This window comes from Pantoea sp. PvP021 (genome assembly GCF_054056055.1).
The window spans coordinates 329441-351608 of the sequence record NZ_JBSRXX010000004.1; the positions used below are offsets into that span (position 1 = coordinate 329441).

Genomic DNA, 22168 nt, shown 5'->3' on the forward strand with positions numbered 1-22168 from the left:
TAAACCGGTGGATATTCATTATGCTGCATTTTGCCAGCGGTCTTATCGTCTGGAATAAAGTCCTGTTGAGATAGGCCCTAAGTCGATAAATTATTAAATCAAAAACCTTATATAATTACTATTATATAAGGCCAGAAATGGTCGGAGGAACTTTGTAGTACTTAGATCGAGGCAGAGGATCTTGAGCTTGTCGGCCATATTTTCGCCACAGCTTGTATTGAGCTCCGTCATTGTCAAAAGATCTGGCAAAATCCGGTTAAAATAAAGGCAGCGCTACATGAAATCTGACGGGTCTTACCCCTGCTTTTTCCCCAGAATTCACGTAGCGTTGTCACTCCTGAAAGGTTTATTGATCAGTTATATGAACGACACCCACATTTTTGCCGATTAAATCTTACTTTCCGTCAATTTTGGCAACTACAGCGTAGTGACCGGCCACGGGGGCGGCCACTGATACCACGATCACTGCTGGCTATCTCATCTCTAAAGATCTTTGCCGCACTGTCCGAGTTTGAACGTTAATCAATTACCGAGAGAATAACCGCAGGCTTGGCATCAACAAGTGCAAGCGGACGAAACGACGGAAAATTACCTCAATAAAATTGCAACCGATAATCGCATCAATGGTACGACCAGAGACAAATGTCAGAAACTGAAGATAATCCTGTAAACTCTTTACAGGTATATTGCTCCGTATAGCCAATTGCGAGTTGACGGAACAAAGCTATTGAATCAGGTGTGGTGTCGAATACTGGAAAATCTTAACATTCTGCCTAATACCCCTGTCCAGGCAAAGATCTGAGCGATTTACTCCGCCAGTATTGCTGAACATGGAAATACTGGCGGCTTCTCACTTATTCACTCTAAAGACGATTACTCTGCTGCATTTGCTCCAGAATGCGACCGAAAGAAACTGTTTTGCGTCCTACTTTCACCATACCATCTTCAGGCAAGTAGCTAAATTTAACATACAATATATTACTGCTGGTTTTATCCTTATGCTTCATAGCCAATATGGCTTTTTTTAATGCTTTTAGGTCGGAGGGGGCTCCCGCCGCATCGGTGATATAGGTACCGGGCACAAATTTCGATACCTGATCAATAGTTTGAGTCAATACATCTTGTAGCGGAAACAAGCCGGTAAAACGGTTCTTTGGTTTATAATTTGCGACTCCCATATAAATATCTGGTAGCTCATTAATATGGTTTTCAATGCCGCGACTTTCATTTTGAAACAGAAATTCACTAATCTCTACCGGAGAGCCAACCAATACCAAGGGCTTAACTCCTGCTCCTTTTTCGGAAAAGAGATAGTCGCTATTGCTGTTCTTTACTGCTTTCTGTAATTCGCCACGATCTACTATTAAGCTGTAATATTTCCCCTTATGTACAACAGGTTTGGGTTCACGCCACATATGGATATCGCTGGCTTGTGCGATACTGGATACCATCATGCAACCGAATAATAATGACGATGTTCCGAATAGCTTCATTAATTTCACCCTTTTAATTAGTAAAAAACCAGCTCATGCAAATAATATAAAATAATGTTGCAACAAAAAGTAAACAACACTCCTTTTACAGATGATTATTTTTATTATATAAAGCTTACGTAATATCACCCCCTTTTTCTCTTTATATTCAGACGGTTAACCGTGGCTTTATGAATAACGATAAATTTGCTGAAAGTATATCTTCCTTGGACGAAAGGTGTTATTAGTGACTATGTAAACATGAAATTGCTCAAATATCCGCAAATGTCCTTTAATTGTATATTACCTCCAGTTTGACCTCGTTACTTGGATGAGACTGAAATGAAGATTTATCGAAAGGTCTTACATTTCAAAGGCCTGCTTACCAGACGCATCTTGCCCGGGGGATCACTATCTTAAAACGGTGCGGCTTGGCCGCACGCATCACCTTAATAGCATCAATTGTGACACAAGCCGTCTTCATGGATTTAAATCCCGGCGTGGCGCCGATTATCCTTTTCAGCCTGCCATGATCGCATTCATTGACGTTATTCCGGTACTTTATATGTCGGTTTTCAACGCAGGCGTACATCTACCTTCGCGTTTTAGCAGAGCGAGTACACGAACATAGGTGGGCGCTTTATCCGTGTTGATGAGTCAGAGGTTTGCCACTTCTTCACGTTGTTGAATATTTTACCCTGAAACGGTATGCCGCCTTGCTGTTACCACGTGGGGCGAGGAAAAAACGACATTATGAATCCTGTTTTCAACGGCCTGGTTAAGATAAGCGCTGCGGTGCCATTTACCTCTAGGTATATTTCATATATGTACCACAGGCAAAGGTCGGAAAGGTTAAGCCAGTAACAGCGCAGTTGCTTTTCTATTTCATGGCACAACGCTGCACCCAGCAGTAAACAGAGGAGTGATCGACATTGACACCACGCTCGGCCAGAATCTCCTTTAGTTCACGATAGCTGATGCCGTATTGCAGTACCAGCGTAACGTCCAGAGGATTATGTCACGCTGAAAATGCCGGCCTTTGAATGGTTTCATGCGCTACTCAGCCAGCAAAAAGGGGGCGATAAGTTTACCACCTCAAGTTTTTTGCTGCAGAGTCTATAATTTTATGGCTACCATGGGTGGTCGCAGCTACAGACAGGTTGCGAAATTACGGTATACATATCAATGCCGTAAGGGGGGCTCAGGGAGCTGAGCTGTTTTCATAGAAATTGATGTTCGGGAGCAACGTTAGCATGGAATACTATGGGCTCGTGTTAGTAAAATTCATCATTGGTTTTATGATCGTCATAACCCACCTCAACTTATCAGGAAAAACACAGTTGTCCCAGATGACGCCGATAGACTTCATAGGGAATTTTGTTTTAGGTGGAATCATAGGGGGCGTCATTTACAGTGACTCTATTCCCTTATATCAATATGTATTCGTACTTCTTATCGGGGTATGTCTGATTTCTTTACTTAATGCGATAAGTAAGTACGTGCATTTTTTCAGAGAAATGACTATAGGTCAGCCGATTCCAATCATAAAGAAAGGGAGGTTTTTGGTCGAAACTATATCTAATAAAAGGAACAAGATAGATATTTTGAATGTGTCATCTCAGCTTCATGCGCAGGGCATCTATTCATTTCAGGAGATTGTCTATGCGCAGATTGAACCCAACGGACAGATAACGGCAGTGTGCGAAGGTTCCGAAATGCCTTCCGTTATCATTATGAAAAGTGGCAAAGCCCGTGAATATGCACTCAATGAGATAGGAAAGGATACCCGATGGCTAGAAGATGAGATGAAAAAGGCATCTGTGATTTATGAAGATGTTTTCATTGCCGAATTCTGGAGTGGACGACTAACATTCATTCTGAAAGATGGGGAAGTTAAGAAATCACACCCATAGATTTTAGCCTGATATCTGAGAGAAAGCTTAATGAGGGCCAGCGAACTGAGACCTGCATAGCTGCGCCCGATGGTTTGGAAGGCATGCCTGCCTGAACAATGTGGCCACAGCTGAAACAGGCCAGTTTTGGCCGCTGCGTTTCGATGACTTTAAAAGAGATGCTTATGAGCTCCCGCTGCTCCTGCACATTGCAGCCCAGCACGTTGAGAAGCTCCCCGCCGCACGCTGGACAGGCGGTTTCGGCTGGTGCCTGTGTTCGGTTTTCGCGCACCTTGCAAGCCGTTTACTCATGTAGATTTTAGGTAATGTTGCCGAACTTCACATGCTGAAGTTTGGCGACCAGCACCTTAGCCGGTTTATTTCGCAGGCGTGCGTATGCTGCCGCCAGCTTTAAATACAGGCGGTTTTAATTCGCCATTCTGTGGATGGTAGTGTGTTGCTCCTGCAGCTACGCTCTGTGTCGGGTATATTCATCTGGGAGTGAGGTTTCACATGAATCCGCTTTACAGCAGGTTAACCGCAGGCCAAGGTATTCCGTCCGCTGCGGATACCTACGGTTGATGCCCACCACCAGTATGGAAAGCTGCGCCGGTATCATATGAACTTTAGCGTCGTGTGTTACTGGCCAGATGATGCGCTCCCGCTCCAGCGTTTGGTAAATATGCAAAGTTCATCCCGGTTAGCCTACAGCACTTTTATCATGTCGCCCCGCCGGCCGCGAACGATAAAACAGGTGACCACTAAGCGAGTCCGTGCGCAGCGTTTTATGCATCGTAGCCGCAAGCCCGTTGAGGCTGCAGTGAATATCCGTCACACCAGCGACCGGCCAGATGCGTGAGCCCCGCGGAAATTTAATCATGCTTCATCCTCCCTGAATTCGCTAGCCAGTGCACGCAGCAGCTCAGGCTGCCGCTCTGTAGTATTAGTTTTCCGCTGATGACCGGTGGCAGATTTGCCGATAAAGTTTTATTTTGCCTGGCGGCAGGCTTAGCATCGCTATATCAGGTGTGATTACTTCATGATTAATTATTATCGTGCTATGTTAAAGCTGCTGACGATAATATAAATGTTTTTTATCTCCGCAAAATAATAGTCTTTTGAAACGCTTATGTATATTTGGAAAGCATGATTTAGCAGAATGTGCTGAAAATTAATTAGTTAAAAATAAATATCACTTAAAAATTTATAAATCGGTTTCCCATCTTTACCAATCCACTGTTAGATCGCATAATTGAAATCTCTGGTCAATTTTTAAAGTAATGGTTTCTGACTAGAGATTAAAATCATTTAATATCTTTGGGCATGAAGTTATAATAATTACTTCAAGTAGATAAGGGTTGTATTTAATGTCACATCAAGGATTGAAAACTGCACTTGCCATATTTCTAACCACTTCATTATATGGTTCATGTCATCAAGCATTTGGGGGTTCGCAAACCGCACATCACGAAAAACTTATCAAACAGTCGGAAAACATACCTAAATGGTGGAAGGAGGCTGTTTTTTATCAAGTGTATCCGCGCTCGTTTAAAGATACCAACGAAGATGGTATCGGTGATATTAATGGTATCATAGCTAAATTAGACTATCTAAAGTATCTGGGTGTAGATGCCATTTGGATCAATCCTCATTATGACTCTCCTAATACAGATAATGGTTATGATATACGTGACTATAAAAAAATCATGGCTGAATATGGCACAATGGAAGATTTTGACCGCCTGATTACTGAAATGAAAAAACGTAATATGCGGTTGATGATTGATGTTGTAATCAATCACACTAGCGACCAAAATGAATGGTTTGTTCAAAGCAAAAGTAGTAAAGATAATCCTTACCGCAACTATTACTTTTGGAGAGATCCGAAAGAAGGTGCACCACCAAATAATTATCCCTCATTTTTTGGTGGCTCTGCATGGCAAAAGGATGAAAAAACCAATCAATACTATTTACATTATTTTGCTAAACAGCAACCAGATCTAAATTGGGATAACCCAAAAGTCCGTCAAGATCTTTATACAATGCTACGTTTCTGGCTAGATAAAGGTGTTTCCGGGCTACGCTTTGATACGGTGGCCACTTACTCAAAAATACCGAATTTTCCAAATCTTACTAAACAAGAGTTGAATAATTTCGCAGAGGAGTATACTAAAGGCCCTAACATTCACCGTTATATTAAAGAAATGAATAAAGAAGTATTATCACAATATGATGTTGCGACTGCTGGTGAAATTTTTGGTGTCCCTTTAGATCAATCGATAAAGTTTTTTGATAGACGTCGTAACGAGCTTGACATTGCATTTACATTTGACTTAATCAGATTGGATCGAGACTCTAACGAAAGATGGCGTCATAAAGACTGGACTTTGTCGCAATTCCGACAGATTATCAATAGGGTTGATCATACTGCAGGTAAATATGGTTGGAATGCTTTTTTCCTGGATAACCACGATAATCCGCGCTCCGTCTCTCACTTTGGTGATGAACGTCCACAGTGGCGTGAAAAATCAGCTAAAGCGCTTGCAACATTGTTGCTAACACAACGAGCAACGCCTTTCATTTATCAGGGTTCAGAATTGGGTATGACCAATTACCCCTTCAAAAATATTGATGATTTTGATGATATAGAGGTCAAGGGATTTTGGCATGATTACGTTGAAACAGGAAAGGTGCAAGCCAACGAGTTCTTGCAAAACGTACACCTGACTAGCAGAGACAATAGCCGAACCCCATTCCAATGGGATGGAAGCCTAAATGCAGGATTTACCAGTGGAAAGCCTTGGTTCGTTATTAATCCAAACTACACAAAAATCAATGCGGCAAATCAAATCAAAAACCCTGACTCTGTATTAAATTATTATCGGCAGTTGATTGAGATACGACATGACATCCCAGCACTTACTTATGGTCGGTATGAAGATTTAGATCTTAAAAATGAATCTGTTTATGCTTATACGCGCAGCCTTGGGCCGGATAAATTTCTAGTAGTTGTTAACTTTCGGGAGCAGGCAATGATTTATAAATTACCAGATAAACTTTCTGTCGAAAAAGTCATTATCGAAAGCAACAGTAAGAATGCTGTTAAAAAGAATGACGCAATTCTTGAATTACAACCATGGCAGTCAGGAATATATAAATTAAATCAGTAAGGGAATTTATTTAAACAGGTGATGTTAAAGTATTAAGATTTCACCGTAGACGCCTCGTGCCGGTTTTTAAATAATGACTTTAATGCTCAATAGAGCGAATACTCACGTTGAGCGTTAAAGTTTTTTTAAAAAATACATTGACAGAAACTTCTCTGAACTTAGGTTTTCCGATTTGTAAGGCGTTTTTTTGATGCTATTTTCCCTTTCTTTAACATTATAAATTATCGGGCAATTACAAATTTTTAAAAATCCAGTCATGCAAAGGGGATGATATTACCGTCGATTTCCTGACCAGTAACCAGGATCAGAATTTCAGACATTATGTTGCAAAACCCAATGACATTCAGCTGGCTCGCTATCTTAATTTTGATGAACAGGAATTTTATTTTGTTAACAAACGACGGGAAAGCATAACCGGCTGAGAATAGCGCTTCAACTCACAACGGCTCGTTTTCTGGGGACCTTTATTACGGATTGAATCCAGTCACTGCCGGGTGTTCAGCAATTTGTCGTGGTAGAGCTTAATATCTACCCTCAGAAAGTGCTCTCCCTCTATGCAGAAAGCACACCAACCTCAGAGAGCATACTACTGCATCCATTAACGAATATTACGGCACCAATGAATTTGGCGATTCTCCATAGTCTTTCCTCCTGAAGCGCCTGCTCTACACCGGGGCATGATTCAGTAATGAGCGCCTCGGTCTGATGTATAATGTTGCCAACGCGTGGTTGCTTTAAAATAAGGTACTATTGCCCTGAGTAACCACACCTATACGTCCCATCAGCGAAATTCGCGAACGGTCAAATCAGCGACTGTGGAAAAAGCTGGCCCCTTGCCGGAGAGCTGGCAGACCGTCAGTGTGACGGAGTTTCTGGACATTACGTAAGGTCAGCGGGTGCGTGTATCGCCACCGAAACAGTTGAAAAATTTTCCGGTTACAGTCAACGGACCTGAGTTTACTGAGGCACTTGAGCGGTATAGCCGATTTAGGAACCTTGAGTTTTTTCGACTGAATTTTACCGGCCTGCTCGCCATACCTGCGTAATCTGGCGTATTACGCAGGTATGGCGCCGGGAAAATATATAGCGCTAATTAATAGCGCTGGATGAGGCCGTCAACGTGCTCGGTATGCTGATTCTGGACTTAAAAGAAAGCCAGACAGAAAACGGCTCAGGACGCCGTAAGATCTTGAGCGAGCAGCGCTGTTACAGGAGTGTTCACTGTCGCTGGATTTAATGCAGATGATCCAAAACTGAGGCGGGTCATCCTCAACTGTGTACCCATTTTCCTGTATACGAACGGAGCGTGTAACTTCCACACCATACTACTCTGCTTAAGTTACTCCTCTCTGTACAATATGCACAGATTAAAGGTACTGGCTAACAATGCATGTTCTTTACCAGCATCTGATTTCTTACGTTTTCCGCAGCTCGTTTCCCGGCAAGAAAAGCATGATCGGAGTTATAATATTCCCACTCGCTATAACGCCCAGATAGATGGATATCTTGTGTCAGCAGCCATTGGCGAATCAGATCAACGTTTGCCTTACGTGCGTGATCATAAATCACATAGGCATATGGCATATCAACCTCGTTTGCCGTTAGAATGACGTCATCGGGACGAATTATACCAACCTTAATGCAGTCCCCCACACAGCGAGCAATCAGTGCTTCTTCTTTCAGCGGCAAAGGTTGATCCTGACTGTAGGTAATTTCGCAGGTGATCCCAAACCCACCCTCCGGATTGCATTCCGGACTGGCATTGCCCTGTACAAAAATACGATGAAAAAGGGTTTCGCCAGGATAGTAAATCCAGTGTTTCTCTGTCAGGCAAGTACGACCAATACCCAGGTTCACACAACGCACCGAAACGTGACGTAGCTGCCTCGCCGCGGCCTGGACATTTTCAGGGGCTTCGTTGCTTAACAACTTAATCAACTCTGGCAATGGCATGGTACTAATCAGCTGGTCATAGTGGTAGTTGCGCCCGTCATCTAAGATGGCAACATGAGCTTGCGGCAAAATTTTTACAATAGCGGCATTGGTTTGAAGGGTACATTTCAGATGAGGCAGAAAGCCGGACATCAGAGCCTGAAAACCCCCGCGCAGCGGATAACCAAAACGCGCATTAGGACCAATCGGTTTCGCTGGTGGTTGAAGCGCACCATCAATGATTTGAGCAAGATCCGGCAGAGGCACACGTCCACCCAGCCAGGAAGTTTCCATCTCTGTCAGAGGTAATTTCCAGAGTTTTTTATTATAAGGCAGTGCAAAGTGGCGGGCGATCCCCCTGCCCCAGGTGCGCATAATAAACTGTTCAAAATTCTCGGTGGCTTTCTCATCACTCTTTGCAAGACAGTGCTCTTCATTCTGAGCAGCATCCTCGGTACAGCTATCATGAATATAGCTATGACTTTCGCTAAGCAATGGGTCCTTCACCACAGAGGCTTCTAGTTCCACTGGCATAGCACTCATTTCAGTTACGCCATAACGCGCTTCGACCGCACCGAGAATACATTCCCTAATCACTTCCGGCTGCAAACCATGGAGTGCTGACTGGAAGGGGTAGCGCGTATAGACTCCGTCGTTATAGACCCAGGCTTCTCGCTCCTGCCAGTGCAGGTTGTCACCCAACAGCATCTCGTAAAGTTGATGCACATAGGCATCCTGTGAAAACATAATGTGTCCTGCATAATCAAAAGTGAAGCCCTTATCCTGAATAGAACGACACCAGCCACCCGGCGTGTCATTTTTCTCCAGAATTACAGCACCTTCACCATAGTGATAACCCGCACTCAAGCCGGTAGGGCCTGCGCCAATAATCAGACAGGACACGAGATCTGTTTTTTCCATTAAGGTGGCCATCTCAGCAATCGCTGGCGGCGGCTGAGTAGACTCGCCCGCACAGGGCGTTTTCCCGTCTGTTGTGTGGTTTGCCTGATAAATCAGTTTATACATCTGCTCTGCTGTCTTATCCCAGGAGGTAGCCGAGACCCTGACTCGCATTTGTTCAGCCAGCTTCTGACGTGATTCTGGAGGCAGATGTAGCGCACTCTCACAGGCCAGGATAAATTCTTTCTGAGAGTGAGCAATGGCGATCAGCCCGTCATAATGCCTTTCAACGTCGGTAATAGCAGTACTTACAACAGGCAACTGTGCGGCCATATACTCAAGTACTTTAGTGGGGCTGATAAAGCGCGTTGAGGCATTCAGGGCAAAAGGCATCAGGCAGACATCCCAGCCCGCCAGAAACTGCGGCAGCGCTTCATAAGGCTGCTGACCAAACCAGTAAATATTGTCGCGCCGGGGCAGGGATGCGGGATCAATTTTAACCACCGGTCCTACCATAACGATTTGCCATTCCGGATGACTGTCAGCCAGAGCGGCAATTAGTTCTATATCCATTCTCTCATCAATCACCCCGTAGTAACCGAGACGTGGTGAGGGCAGCGAGCTTTGCAGAGGATGCCCGTTGTTCCGATCCAGAGCCTGTTCAAAATGCACAGTGTCAACGCTGCTGGGGAAGCAATATACCCGCGGATGCTTCGATTTTTTCACCTCGTAGAGACTTGTGCCTCCGGTAAAAACCAGGTCAGCGCGGCTGATCAACGCTGACTCAAGCTGCTGCAGCTGGCGTGGCGCGTAATTAAAAGCGGAAAGTTCATCCATGCAGTCATAAATAACTGCACAGGGCTGGAACGTTGTTAATAACGGTAATGCCATAGGGGTATAAAACCAGATTAGTGGGCGCTCATCTTCATTAACGAGAGTAGAGAGCTGCTGTTGCAGAAGAGCGATCTGGCTGTCATGAAAGCCTGGGGTGTCAATATCTGTGTGCGGCTGAATTACCGTAATATTCGGCGCAGGTAAACTCCGGTGCAGGCCCGCCGGCCCAGGCTGATAAACTGGCTCTTCGATAAACATAACCTCATAATGTTGCGCCAGACGCGTCATTAAGTGCTGAGGGCGTTGAAAAACAAAATTCCAACGTAAGTGACTGAATACAATTAGAGTCGTCTGTTTCATATCTTTCTCCTGAGCCATCTTGGCAGATGTAATAATCCTGTGAAATTGCCCCAGCGAACGTTGCGCCTGGTACAATGCTTGGGCGTAAGTAGATTGTAAATGACGCGCATAGGGATCAGGGCCAGACCGGTCGAGATCCCAGAGTCCGCTGTGTGTCCAGATTGTTGTATCTTCCCACTGCGGACGATCGATGATCGGATAGATACATACACCTAGCAGATCTACCCCGGCCAGCTGCGCCTGGGCAACCTGCGTAGCAATTTGAGAAATCCAGGCCCCCCTGCCACTACCGACATGACTGGTTTCAGCCAGTAACAGGGGCCGCTGATAACGTTGTTGCAAATCCTGTAATATCTTATGTAGCGGCTTACGCCGCCTGTCACCCAGATGCCAGTAAAGGCGATGGTTCGAAAAGGCTTCCCATTGATTTGCGTGGTAATAATTAATACCGATCAGGTCAAGATAACGCTCAGCCCCGCCTAGTTCAGGTGCGAGCCTGCCAGCAATCATGTCCCATGCATGGTACTGAGATTCACACAAAGAGCGGGCGAGAGCGCGACACTCTTCACTTTCCTCTTCAGCGATCACGTGAATGACAGGATCACAATGCAAAAAACGTGCACGAGGGTCGGCCTGCAAGATGGCCTCACAACCTGCCAGCGTGGCGCGCACCAGTTGACGTTTACTACCCTCGCCCCGGTCATGCTCTGGTGCATCAGGGCAGGAAAATACGCCAGCTTCTATTCCCCAGCTGAGAAAAGAGATCTCATTCATGGGAGAATATACAGGCGCGTCCTGATACCAGGGGACAAGATAGCGAGCAAGCGCCCCGCAAAACGTCGCGAAGCGCGGCACAAAATCAATGGAGAACAGGCTTAGATTTTCAGGCCAGCCATAGTGACATACTGTCCAGCTGATCTGGATGCCATGTTCTTGTGCTGCCTTCATCCGCAGTGCGACCAGCGAGAAGTCATACTCTCCTTCACTTGGTTCCGCGAGGTGCCAGCCCACGCTTTCACGTACGGTGCGGATGTTGAAGCGCCGTAGTACGGCATAATCTTCACATGCCCGATTCAGGTGATCGTTAACTTCGTTCATCGACAGCCTGAGGCCACTAGGATTAATATGATCAGCTCCCTCATAGCCGGCTTGCCAAAAGCTGGAAAATAACGTCATTCCATCTCCTTTGAAATTTTGCATTATTGTCAGGATGAATTAGCAACTACCTGAAGTTATGGCTCTGCTGGTCGAGGTTGTTTTCGTACCGGCAAGGTTGAAAAAATCAGGGCGTAATATCTGCTGGCTTTGGTTCATCCTGAAATGATTGCCGACTATCTTTAGGGACATCTCATTTTTGTAAAAGCCGGTTTTATCCATGCCCCTTTATTTTCATCAGGAGTCACAGCACACAAATCCGTACCAGTGACAGGGTTGAGTGTGGTATCAGATGCCGTACGGAGTTTGAGACGATCAATATTAGCTTGCTGGTCCTCGGGTAAGACTACGCTCGCCATGCCATTGCCCCCGTCCACGGCCGCCGTCGGGTTAGCGACGTAGGTGAAGTTTTCATCTGAATTCCAGCTACCGCGCACCTCTCCACCCGCGGACATGTTGTAATAAACCCCCGCGTACTCTTTAATTGGAGGCAACTTACCCGGTGGAAAACTATTGCGAATTGAATAAAGCGCCTTCTCAAAGGAAATCTGATGAGCCACTTCACGAGTCATCAGAAAGCCAAGAGCATCCTTGACGCCCGGATCATCCGTAACGTTTATCAGTCGTTCATACAGAATTTTTGCACGCGCTTCTGCCGCGATATTTGAACGCAGATCGGCGGTGACCTCGCCGATTGTGTCGATATAAGCCGCAGTCCAGGGAACGCCAGCGGAATTCGTCAGGGAGGGGCCCCCACCATACAGAAGAGAGGTCAGATGGCTGTCATTGCCATTGCCCGTAATGTTACGGTAAAGCTCTCCTTCCTGTTCAGTGCCTTCTGCAAGGTCGCCCCTGGCCCCTTTATTCAGCATGCCGACCAGTGAGCCTATAATTTCCAGATGGCTAAGCTCTTCCGTGGCGATATCCATCAGCATGTCTTTACGACCGGCATCTTCATCACTCAGCCCTTGGGTAAAATATCGACAGGCCGCAGCAAGCTCACCCTGCGGACCACCAAACTGCTCCAGCAACAGATTGGCAAGTCCCGGATTAGGACCGGCGACGCGCACGGTATACTGTAGTTGTTTAATGTGTCTGAACATTGCTCGCTCCATTATTTATGGGAAAAATTTGTCAGGGACGTTTATAGGCTCCGCGAATTATTTTTGGTTTAAATGCCTTCAGCCGCACCATTAACTAACCGGAGACGTTATGCATGTCTCCCAAATAATTTTCTTCTTAGAATCTGCTCAGGTTGTTTCTCCGGGTTTGACCGGACCTCCTGCCTGCCTGAAGTGGTGGCTTACTGTTTACCTGCCATTGCAGTCAGCACTTCGTCAGTACTCTTCTATTCCTGCAGAGTTTCAGCCAATAGCGCTGCCGCCTTTTTGTAACCCAGCCTTAGGAGCAATGAATGGCATACATGAGTTCGTTAGCCGTACCGGCACTGACCATTTTTAACGATGCACGTGTGTTTTTTTCTGTGCGGTAAATATTTGAAAAATCATGAATAAACAGGCCTGCGAGAGTTTTAAACAAAATTATTTTACCTTTCAGGCTTCTGTCTATTTAGATAAATCGGTCAAGATTAAGCTCTCATTATGAATGAATAGACAAAGGTCTTTACCTTTCAAAAATTAATTCTTCATGCTGCCAATGTTATTTTCGCCCGTATCTTTTGGCCCAACTTTAAAATGAAAGACTCCTACATTAATCGTTTTCCTTACTCAGGCGTGACAAGTCATTTTGAGCGAAAAGCTGAACTTCATATTCTGAAAACTGCATTGCTGACATTGAGGCACATCGATTATAAATAGTAAATTTCAGCAACATCAATGTCATCACCGGTATTGCATTAGTAGAGGATCTGAGTATGGCAAAAAATAAGCAGCCACCACACTCTGATAAGAACTCATCTTTCTCTACTAGTGAGTCTAGTTGGGTTTTTCCATTAAGGATTAGAAAACCATGCTTCTTAGGATTAGAAAATAACATTGATCTTGTATAGTCTCGAAACCCCTCAAAAACAAGTTTGAACCTCATTCACCAGTACCAGCATGAAGAAGATAGTATGAATGTTTTGGTTGTTTGCATTGTTTGCAATTTTCCAGGTTGGTTCTTACCCGCCCCCTTTTTAGAGTATATTGAATAATCATTAATTTTACGCTTATGTTCATATTTTAATGAACTTTAATATATTTTAATGAGGTGGGCGATTTGCCTCTGCTGCAAAAACTTGTCGTCAGATAGTGTAAATTTAAGCAGGCCAAGCCGGAGCGGATGAGAGTTCTTCAAATAGCCGACCTGACAATTTCTTAACGAAGTCAATGAAGAGGATTCGTTTGCAGCACTTGTAGAGGATATATCGGTTTTTGTCTCGTTTCTATCTTGTGCTTTATGTGCTTTAACAGCATCCTGCCTTAGGTCATGCAGTTAAAGCGCCCTTAGATAAATTCTGTATGTAATATTTTGTGGCCCGAACCTACGCAGAGAATGACATCTTTTATGAGCTTGAAACAAAGCTGACTACGATGTTCTTGGTATCACAAACAACAATCTTTGAGCAGCATCAGGCCCTTCCCGCTTCACCTTTCACGCCAGCAGATCAGGTTGAACGGTTACCGTGGGCATGACGCCAAATGTACATGCCTAACAGACGTGACGGGTTCTGTGAGGGAAGCTAGATTATGTTTTCAGCGAGTATAGACGTAACTAAGTGCTTGCCTGACCTGTGCATGCTTTATGAGGGTATAAACGGCTTGTTAAACAAGGAAGATGAAAGTTAACCGGCGTCTATCACGAGATACTCGCCACTGACTTGCATGATACAGGCTTCTGCGTATCGCTGGCCAACCCTCACCACTGCCGCGAGATTTTCCGCGGCATGGAAATAACGATTGAAAAGAATAAGGTGGATGCAGGCTGGCCTGTTACCCATTTCTGAGGAACCCTCACCCAGGAGCCGCCTGCGCCCTCAGTGCGCTCTTGCAACTGCACGACGGGCTGCCGGGCGATGCAGTGCGTGAGGGATACTGGCTGGAGAAATACCAGTCCACTGGCACGCCAGCGGACATCATAAGTTCCTGCATGCGCATAGCACAGCTGCTCCGTGAAGAGGTTAGCAGTATTGCGCCGCAGCACAAAGCGCACATGACCTGCTGGCCTTTATCGTCAAACGAAGTATCCAGGCTGCTCCGGGACAAAAAAACTTCATTTAAGGCAGCGTTCAGTACAGTGGCATCCCTTCCCGCCCCCCCCGGTCGCTAAGGAGCCGGGAAGCTCAGCGAATATCTTGTGCCATCACCGGTGCATATGTCAGCCGGAACAGGCCATTCTGCTGAGATAACTTGCCGTTACAGGAGCGCCAGAGTTAGTCGAGATTGCCAGCAAGCTTTGCGCTAACATCATACTGACGCCTCTGCTTTAGCCGCCACTCAATGTCAGGGCCATATCAAGGGAAAAGCTGCGCTGCTTCAGGGCGGTTGCAGGCCAGCGTATCAGAAAGAGATTTTCTTGAGCAGCAGAACGAACGAAATTCACTATCCCGACCGTGCTTCCCTTTGAAATAAAATATGTACGGGTAAATTTATTAGCGATTGGCAATACACCAAAGATTATGCTCTGTATGGCGCGCTGCGGCGTGAAGGCACCAGATGATCTCTGACAAGGTACAGTGGTTGAATGGCTCCGGAAGTCCGGCGTAGCCGGTTACTGGCGTATAAATTACTGCAGCACCATACCTTTCCTGAACGGACCAAATTAACTTTCTGCGTCTTTTATATATACGCTTTCGACTTATCAGAAAAACAACCTTGAGCCATTTTTAAACCTTATATAAGTATATTTATAATTCCAGACATGACGCCGGAAACCCTGTATCATGCGGCTCCAGTCAGGAGCCTGACCTTTCTGGCAGTTTACAGGCGCGGTATGCGGTTATGATATCGGCTGCAAATCCAAAAGCGCTACGTGAAATCTTGCAGGGCAAAATGCCTGACTGGCCCTCAGAATTCACGTAACGTCGCCAGAGCGTACATGGGGGAAAACTGAACAGAATGAACGAACTCTCCGTTTTTAACGGCCTCATCCCTGGCTCAGCGTCGGATGAAGACCTTACAAGAAGGCTGGCTTCTTTCGTTCGTCACCGCGAGGCATTTTCGCCCAATACGTGGCAGCAGCTGCTGAGTGTTATGCGGATCTGCTGGCGCTGGTCACAGGCAAACCGGCGCTCGTTCCTGCCCATGTCGCCGGAAGATCTGCAGGCCTATCTCTTTCACCTTCAGGCAGCTGGCCGAGCGACATCAACAATTTCTGTACACGCTGCGCTCATTTCAATGTTACACCGTAACGCTGGTCTTGTGCCTCCGACGGTGTCACCCGACGTGGTGCGCGCAAAAAAGAAAATTAAACGTACCGCTATTATTTCCGGCGAGCGCACTGGACAGGCTGTACCATTCCGCCGTCCGGATCTCGATCATCTGGATTCGCTATGGAAGCATTCGGCCCGTCTGCAGCACTTGCGAGATCTGGCTTTCATCCACGTTGCATACTGCACCTTACTGCGAATGAGCGAGCTCTCACGCCTGCGGATGCGGGATATCACGCTCACGGCCGACGGCCGCGTTATTCTCGACGTGGGCTGGACCAAAACCATCCTGCAGTCGGGCGGCATCGTTAAGGCGCTGAGTGCCCGCTCTTCACTACGGCTGATGGAGTGGTTACGCGCGGCAGGTCTGGTGGACGAGCCGGAGGCTGTGCTGTTCTGCCCCGTTCACCGGTCAAATAAAATAACCGCCGTACCTACCGTGCCCATGAGTGCGCCAAGCCTGGAAGACATCTGGCGTCGGGCAAGGCGGCACACAGGTTATACTTCTCGCCAGGAAACAAATAAAGGGCGTTACTCCAGCTGGAGCGGCCACAGCGCACGCGTCGGTGCCGCGCAGGATATGGCCCAAAAAGGCGTATCTATCGCGCAGATTATGCAGGAAGGCACCTGGACGCAGACCCAGACGGTGATGCGTTATATTCGTATGGTCGAGGCGCATAAAGGAGCCATGGTCGCGCTGATGGAAGATGAGGCTTAGTCTGGTCTGTCGAGTTACTGTATAACATTCCTTGGTATGGCCATTACCCTTTAAAAGTTACTTTGATAAAATACTTGTGCCTGTTCCCTTCTCTTCCCGACATTTTAAGGGGCATGGTTCACAAGGCTAATCGCTCCCGGTAACTACTGACAATGTGCAAACAGAAAACTAAGTTACTGATTACAGTACATTGGAATAATAGTCATACATTAACAGTATACTTACCGTTAGTAAGTAATTCGAAGCATGACCTATTTTCCACTTTGACTCATAATAGCGGGAGGAACCGCACTTCGTGATGAGGTAACAATCCGGAAATCTGTGCGGTGTCAGGATGCTGAACATCTGAACTGAAAAATGGCCATGTTGCTGAAAACATGGTTATTATATGCGACTACCTGAAATCACCTGATTAAATCATGCAAGATGTGACAGAAAACATATGGCCATCGATAAAAACGGATTCATCCCGTTACCTGCCTTTAGCGGCTTTCAGCCGGTTTTTTCGCCGCTAATCGCTGACACAGTACAGCGACTGGTCTCCAAGATGCCAGCTTTAATCCACAGCATTTATATATATGGCAACCTGACTGAAGGTAGAGCAATAGAGACGGTGCCTGAACTCAACCTGACGGTGATATTCAGACGTGAGCCGGATGACCTCGTTAAGGCTATCAGGTCCGTCCTTGAACAGCATTATCCCGTCGTCAGTAAAATTGATATCGATCCAATCGTTCTGGATGCCGTTTTGCTGCCTGCCAATTCAGAGCGATGGGGCTACTGGCTGAAACATCACTGCGTCTGCATTTATGGCGAAGATCTGCGTGACCACTTTGAACCTTTCAGACCCTCAAGAAATATCGCGATTGCCGTTAACGGTGATTTTCTTACGGTGCTGAACGGCTATATTTCACGCATGAACCCCTCCCTTGCCCCTTTGCAGCGGCATGCGCTACAGCGGGCGGCAGCATGCAAGGCAATTCGGGCGACAAACATCCTGAGAGATGAAAACGATTCTGACTGGCCGACAACGCTTGAGGAGCACCGTGAAAAATTTAACGTCCGGTATCCGGCCCTCGCGGAAGAAATGGACTACCTGCTTAGCATCAGTCATCACCCGCGCGGCGATATCATGACTTTCGCCGGTAGAGTTTCTACATTTTCCTACTGGCTAAATGCCGAATTCAGCTCGCGTAACCGATAGTCAAAAAAGCCTGCAGAATTCGCCGCAGATACCATCCTTTCAGAGGCGGAAGATATATCGGATGAGGACATCAGGCTTATGATTCAGAAAACATCACCGCTACCGCATAGTCATTTTCAGGAGACAGCTGCACGAAATGTCAGAGTGGGGGGCACTGGTTACCCACGACGATAACTCACGGCTGATTGAGTAGTATTCTTTCTATCATGCCCATGCCGCAGCTCTCCTGCTGGCGAAAGATGTCGGTATATTATCTGTCGCGTGATACCCAGCTCTTTGCACAAATCACCAACCCGGGTCTCTGGTTTTCCCATTGCCGCCGTCGCCAGCGTAACTTTGCCATCGTCATCTTGAAAGGCCTGCCGTCTTTGCTTCCCCTCACTCTTGCTGAAGCCAGCCCTGCCCGGGTATGATCCGATATCAGATCCCGCTCAAACTCAGCCAGTGCCGCAGTGCCAAAAACCAGTTTGCCTGCGGCAGTAGTGGTATCAATGGCAGACTCATGACTAGTCAGAACCTTGAGCCCTACTCCTCTCCCCGTCAGGTCGTGAATCGTGTTTATCAGGTGATGTAAATCACGTCCCAGACGATCCAGCATTCAGACAACCAGCATGTCGCCTTCCCGTAATCCTTTCAGGCAGTTCATCAGGCCGGGGCGGTCTTAAATTTTGCCGGAAGCATAGTCTTCATAAAGATGCGTTGGGCTGACCCCGGCGGCAAGCAATCCATCACGCTGGAGATCCTTTGTCAGCGAAGCATCAATTTTTGAAGCGCGCATATAACCAATTAACATTTCATACTAGTCACTTATACTGTCATTTTGGAGGCTGACAATTAATAACGAAACCGTTAACCTGGTAATGGAAGCTGAGTAGTGAATTTTATTTCCTCCATGGAAAAAATTGATGTTACATCACTCAACCCACTTACTGAACTTATCAGCTTTTTGTAAAAAGTATCGTAACTCTTCATATCTGAAACCACTACCTGAAGAAGATAATCATATTCTCCCGTGGTACGGAAAAAAGTCATTACTTCTGACATGCTATTGACCTGCGAAACGAAATGTTTATACCAGCCATAACTGTGATTTTGTGTTTTTATCATCACAAAGGCTGTAAGCGACAAGTGAAGCTTATCCTTACTCAACAGGGCAACCCGACCAGTGATTATCCCCTCATCTTCAAGACGTTTTATACGCTTCCAGCAAGGATTAGGCGTTAAATCGACAGCTGCTGCAAGTTCCTGCAGACACAGGGTGCAGTCAAGCTGCAACAGCCTGAGCAACTCCTTATCTTTCTTGTCCATCATAACCACGCCCTTTTGGTAGAGAAATATTTTCTCTAAACGTATGAAAAAACCATAGAGAAAACAATATTTTTCTCCACCTAAAAAGTTAAATTAATCTCTTTTACTGAGAGCATCTTATGCGCAGAGTGACGATATTAGTATTATTCTTGGTGGTTGCACTGACCTGGGGAACCACATGGCTGGCTATGCGGACAGCCGTTGAAACCATCCCTCCGATGTTTGCAACGGGGATGAGATTTATGTTCGCCGCACCACTCTTAATTAGCATTGCCTTGTTAAGAAAAAAACCACTTTTATTTCCACCCGGACAACGCTTATTCCAGGTTGAAATTTGTTTGTTTTATTTTGCCATTCCTTTCTCCTTAATGATTTATGGTGAAACCTATGTTAGTTCCGGACTTGCCTCCATTATATTTGCAAACATGCCTGTAGCTGTTTTGATAGCTTCAGTTATATTTTTAAATGAAAAAACGAACTCAATGCAGATTGCAGGGTTAACTATCGCAATAGTCGCATTAGCAGGCATTCTTATTGAGGAAACGAAAACCAGTCCAGATAGCCACTGGCAGGGAATTATTGCGCTTGTTTCTGCCGTAATCATCCATGCCATAATATATACCCAGTGTAAGAAAAGGAGCTGTACGGTCTCTGTTATAACGTTTAATGCGCTCCCGTGCTTTATGGCAGGATTGATACTTTCTGCGACAGGATGGTTCTTCGAAAGGCCACGGGTGTCAGCCTTCTCAGCGCACTCAATACTGGCCACCCTGTATCTCGGCGCTATTGCCGGTGTTTTTGGAATATTATGCTACTTTGCACTTCAGCAAAAGGCCAGTGCCTTTCAGGCTTCACTTGTTTTCCTTATTTTTCCTCTGATAGCAGTAAGCCTGGAGAGCTATATATATGGATATGTACTTTCAACTCAATCAATGCTGTTTATTATACCGTTAGTTACCGGCATATTTTTTACTCTTTTCTCACGGCGAGTGCCTGCAACAAAAAGACATCGGGATAGTATTCCCGAGCATACTGAGACTTCCTGAAAAATTAAAGAAAAGTTTTTCTGTTTTCAATGAATGTAAGTCAGGGAGATGAAATGCAGGTCACTGCACCTGGTCTTCATAAAGATGTTTTGTATTGACCCCGGACGTAAGTAATCTATCGCAGTGGAGATAGGTTGTCTGAGAATCATCTATTTTTGAAAAATGCATATTGCCAATTATCAATTCATACCTGTCACATATAGGGTCGATTATGTGACAGTGTGCTACAAAACACTTTGAAGATCAAAAACAGTCACTTAATCTGTCATTCAATCTAATACCCGTAAAGGGTTCATCAGGGACATTATGTGACAAAAATTCAGTAGGAATACCATTTTCGCCAAACATGGTTCGTAACTGTTCCAGTGATTCCTGGTCCCACTGTCTATAAGAAGCTAGCGCAAACAACGAACGGGCCGTTTAATTACGAGCTGAAATGGTTTCGATTCCCTATACTCAAAATAGGCGCTCTATAACTGCCCACGTGAAAATTTCTTTTTCACTTTTCGTGTTCTGATTTTGGCATAGATTGCGAGACGTGAAATTTTAATTCCGAGCCGTTAAAAATAACCATCCCCCTGAACTGTGCCGGAGGATAGTACATTGTTCTAAGGATAATTTTATTTCTCAATTATTAATAAATATCCTTAATAAATAGCTTAACGCAAGTGTTTATGAGTCAACCATGATCGTTAAAAAATCCTTTTATCAGACAAGGAGAACTAAAATGATGATCTTCTTCCACGATTAACCTCCCGAGTTTTTGGCTTGCTAAGATCCAGTGAATTAATTAAACTGCTACCATTCTGATGACGGGTCAACCCATCTTTTTCCTCAAGAACGATTCTCAGCGTTTTATCTGTAATACCATCTGGTTCATGCCTGAATATAACATTAAATTTTGTCCCTGAAGTGAAAAGCACTTCTCCAAGATTTTCTTCTATTACTGAAGACAATATACCCCCACTGGAACCCGCGATAACAAATCTCGTTTGTTTGTCACCTTTTTCTATTTTTCTGTATTCATTCATAAATGCCGTTACAGTTTCTGGGTTCTTAGCTGTGGACATAAAATTTGATACAAAATTTTCACCTTCCTGCCCTGTTTCTATCCATCCTGAGTTCCCCCTGAATGTCAGACCCTTATGTTTCTCTGCCTTTTTTAGCGCAGAGGATACAGCACTGGAAACAGCATTGATATTATCATTTATTTTTCCACTATCTTCGTTTCCATTAATTAATGTATGGTAACCGTTCTTAGCCATGTATGCACGCAGGGCTGCGTATTCAAGCGGGGACAAATTTTTGCTAAACTCGGCGACCTCCATTTTTTGATTGCCAATAAAAGATTGAATCTCGACAGACGTCATATTTTCAAATGCATTTTGTAGAGTCGTAAATGCAATTTTTTCTTCAGGTGTACCACCCTGCGCCGAAGATGGTGCTCCGAGCAACGCCCCGATAGCAGTGCCGCTGAACAGTCCATAATCACCGGCCGGTATTGTCGACTCTGACGCAGATGCTATTCCGGAAAAGAGTGAATTTGCTGAACCTGAAGGACCGTCAATATCAGCGAAAAGAGAATCAAAAGACATAGAGTTGGCAGGCTTTTTATTAGGTAAGCCCCCTGAGCTCCCTGAAAATATGCGTTTCGGCATTAACCCATCGAGATCGGTCCACGTCAGTGGGTTATTCCGCACCATCCTGAACAGGTTCAGCCCGTCCACGGTACCTGCCGGGTCGGAGCTCAGCCACCGGCCCGCCCACGGCTGGTAGTACCGGTACCCGTAGTAGTACAGCCCCGTCGCGTC

9 protein-coding genes and 7 pseudogenes are annotated in these 22168 nt (G+C 45.5%); 6 read left to right on the forward strand and 10 right to left on the reverse strand.

What is annotated here, in order from left to right; all coding sequences use genetic code 11:
• Positions 1–863 precede the first annotated feature (863 nt).
• Positions 864–1493, reverse strand: a complete 630-nt coding sequence (locus ACVKSX_RS14550; protein ID WP_163762542.1) for a hypothetical protein — start codon at positions 1491–1493, stop codon at positions 864–866.
• Between the two features lie 329 nt (positions 1494–1822).
• Positions 1823–2525: pseudogene (locus ACVKSX_RS14555) on the reverse strand (IS6 family transposase).
• A gap of 200 nt (positions 2526–2725) precedes the next feature.
• Here ACVKSX_RS14555 and ACVKSX_RS14560 point away from each other — a divergent pair.
• Complete coding sequence (locus tag ACVKSX_RS14560) at positions 2726–3385, forward strand: DUF421 domain-containing protein (RefSeq protein WP_163762543.1); 660 nt, start codon at positions 2726–2728, stop codon at positions 3383–3385.
• On the opposite strand, the pseudogene ACVKSX_RS14565 reads toward ACVKSX_RS14560, so the two are convergent.
• Positions 3382–3653, reverse strand: a pseudogene (locus ACVKSX_RS14565) (IS66 family transposase zinc-finger binding domain-containing protein); the annotation flags it as partial. The gene ACVKSX_RS14560 and the pseudogene ACVKSX_RS14565 sit on opposite strands and share 4 nt — an antisense overlap.
• Before the next feature lie 246 nt (positions 3654–3899).
• Positions 3900–4244 (reverse strand): annotated as a pseudogene (gene tnpB / locus ACVKSX_RS14570) (IS66 family insertion sequence element accessory protein TnpB); the annotation flags it as partial.
• A 487-nt stretch (positions 4245–4731) separates the two neighbouring features.
• On the opposite strand from tnpB, the gene ACVKSX_RS14575 reads away from it, so the two are divergent.
• Complete coding sequence (locus ACVKSX_RS14575; protein WP_163762545.1) at positions 4732–6534, forward strand: glycoside hydrolase family 13 protein; 1803 nt, start codon at positions 4732–4734, stop codon at positions 6532–6534.
• Positions 6535–6806: 272 nt separating this feature from the next.
• Positions 6807–7817: pseudogene (locus tag ACVKSX_RS14580) on the forward strand (DUF4158 domain-containing protein); the annotation flags it as partial.
• A 97-nt stretch (positions 7818–7914) separates the two neighbouring features.
• Here ACVKSX_RS14580 and ACVKSX_RS14585 read toward each other — a convergent pair.
• From ACVKSX_RS14585 to ACVKSX_RS14595, 3 genes and pseudogenes are all read right to left on the reverse strand, one after another.
• Positions 7915–11736: an FAD-dependent oxidoreductase gene (locus ACVKSX_RS14585; protein ID WP_163762547.1), complete on the reverse strand. Its 3822-nt coding sequence runs from the start codon at positions 11734–11736 to the stop codon at positions 7915–7917.
• Positions 11737–11897: 161 nt separating this feature from the next.
• Positions 11898–12818, reverse strand: a complete 921-nt coding sequence (locus ACVKSX_RS14590) for a manganese catalase family protein (RefSeq protein ID WP_163762546.1) — start codon at positions 12816–12818, stop codon at positions 11898–11900.
• Positions 12819–14867: 2049 nt separating this feature from the next.
• A pseudogene (locus ACVKSX_RS14595) lies at positions 14868–15282 on the reverse strand (DUF2913 family protein); the annotation flags it as partial.
• A 488-nt stretch (positions 15283–15770) separates the two neighbouring features.
• On the opposite strand from ACVKSX_RS14595, the gene ACVKSX_RS14600 reads away from it, so the two are divergent.
• Positions 15771–16799: a tyrosine-type recombinase/integrase gene (locus ACVKSX_RS14600; protein ID WP_163763183.1), complete on the forward strand. Its 1029-nt coding sequence runs from the start codon at positions 15771–15773 to the stop codon at positions 16797–16799.
• A gap of 442 nt (positions 16800–17241) precedes the next feature.
• Positions 17242–18003, forward strand: coding sequence for a nucleotidyltransferase domain-containing protein (locus ACVKSX_RS14605; RefSeq protein ID WP_163763184.1), 762 nt, complete (start codon positions 17242–17244; stop codon positions 18001–18003).
• Positions 18004–18161: 158 nt separating this feature from the next.
• Here ACVKSX_RS14605 and ACVKSX_RS14610 read toward each other — a convergent pair.
• A pseudogene (locus ACVKSX_RS14610) lies at positions 18162–18796 on the reverse strand (recombinase family protein).
• Positions 18797–18852: 56 nt separating this feature from the next.
• Complete coding sequence (locus ACVKSX_RS14615) at positions 18853–19314, reverse strand: Lrp/AsnC family transcriptional regulator (RefSeq protein ID WP_163763185.1); 462 nt, start codon at positions 19312–19314, stop codon at positions 18853–18855.
• A 116-nt stretch (positions 19315–19430) separates the two neighbouring features.
• On the opposite strand from ACVKSX_RS14615, the gene ACVKSX_RS14620 reads away from it, so the two are divergent.
• Positions 19431–20357, forward strand: coding sequence for a DMT family transporter (locus ACVKSX_RS14620; protein ID WP_163763186.1), 927 nt, complete (start codon positions 19431–19433; stop codon positions 20355–20357).
• Positions 20358–22008: 1651 nt separating this feature from the next.
• Here the strand turns inward: ACVKSX_RS14620 and ACVKSX_RS14625 are convergent.
• Positions 22009–22168: pseudogene (locus ACVKSX_RS14625) on the reverse strand (RHS repeat-associated core domain-containing protein); the annotation flags it as partial.

Coding starts and splice junctions, on each gene's coding strand:
- ACVKSX_RS14550 (WP_163762542.1), bottom strand. CDS start 1,493: ATGAAGCTATTCGGAACATCGTCATTATTATTCGGTTGCATGATGGTA.
- ACVKSX_RS14560 (WP_163762543.1), top strand. CDS start 2,726: ATGGAATACTATGGGCTCGTGTTAGTAAAATTCATCATTGGTTTTATG.
- ACVKSX_RS14575 (WP_163762545.1), top strand. CDS start 4,732: ATGTCACATCAAGGATTGAAAACTGCACTTGCCATATTTCTAACCACT.
- ACVKSX_RS14585 (WP_163762547.1), bottom strand. CDS start 11,736: ATGACGTTATTTTCCAGCTTTTGGCAAGCCGGCTATGAGGGAGCTGAT.
- ACVKSX_RS14590 (WP_163762546.1), bottom strand. CDS start 12,818: ATGTTCAGACACATTAAACAACTACAGTATACCGTGCGCGTCGCCGGT.
- ACVKSX_RS14600 (WP_163763183.1), top strand. CDS start 15,771: ATGAACGAACTCTCCGTTTTTAACGGCCTCATCCCTGGCTCAGCGTCG.
- ACVKSX_RS14605 (WP_163763184.1), top strand. CDS start 17,242: ATGGCCATCGATAAAAACGGATTCATCCCGTTACCTGCCTTTAGCGGC.
- ACVKSX_RS14615 (WP_163763185.1), bottom strand. CDS start 19,314: ATGATGGACAAGAAAGATAAGGAGTTGCTCAGGCTGTTGCAGCTTGAC.
- ACVKSX_RS14620 (WP_163763186.1), top strand. CDS start 19,431: ATGCGCAGAGTGACGATATTAGTATTATTCTTGGTGGTTGCACTGACC.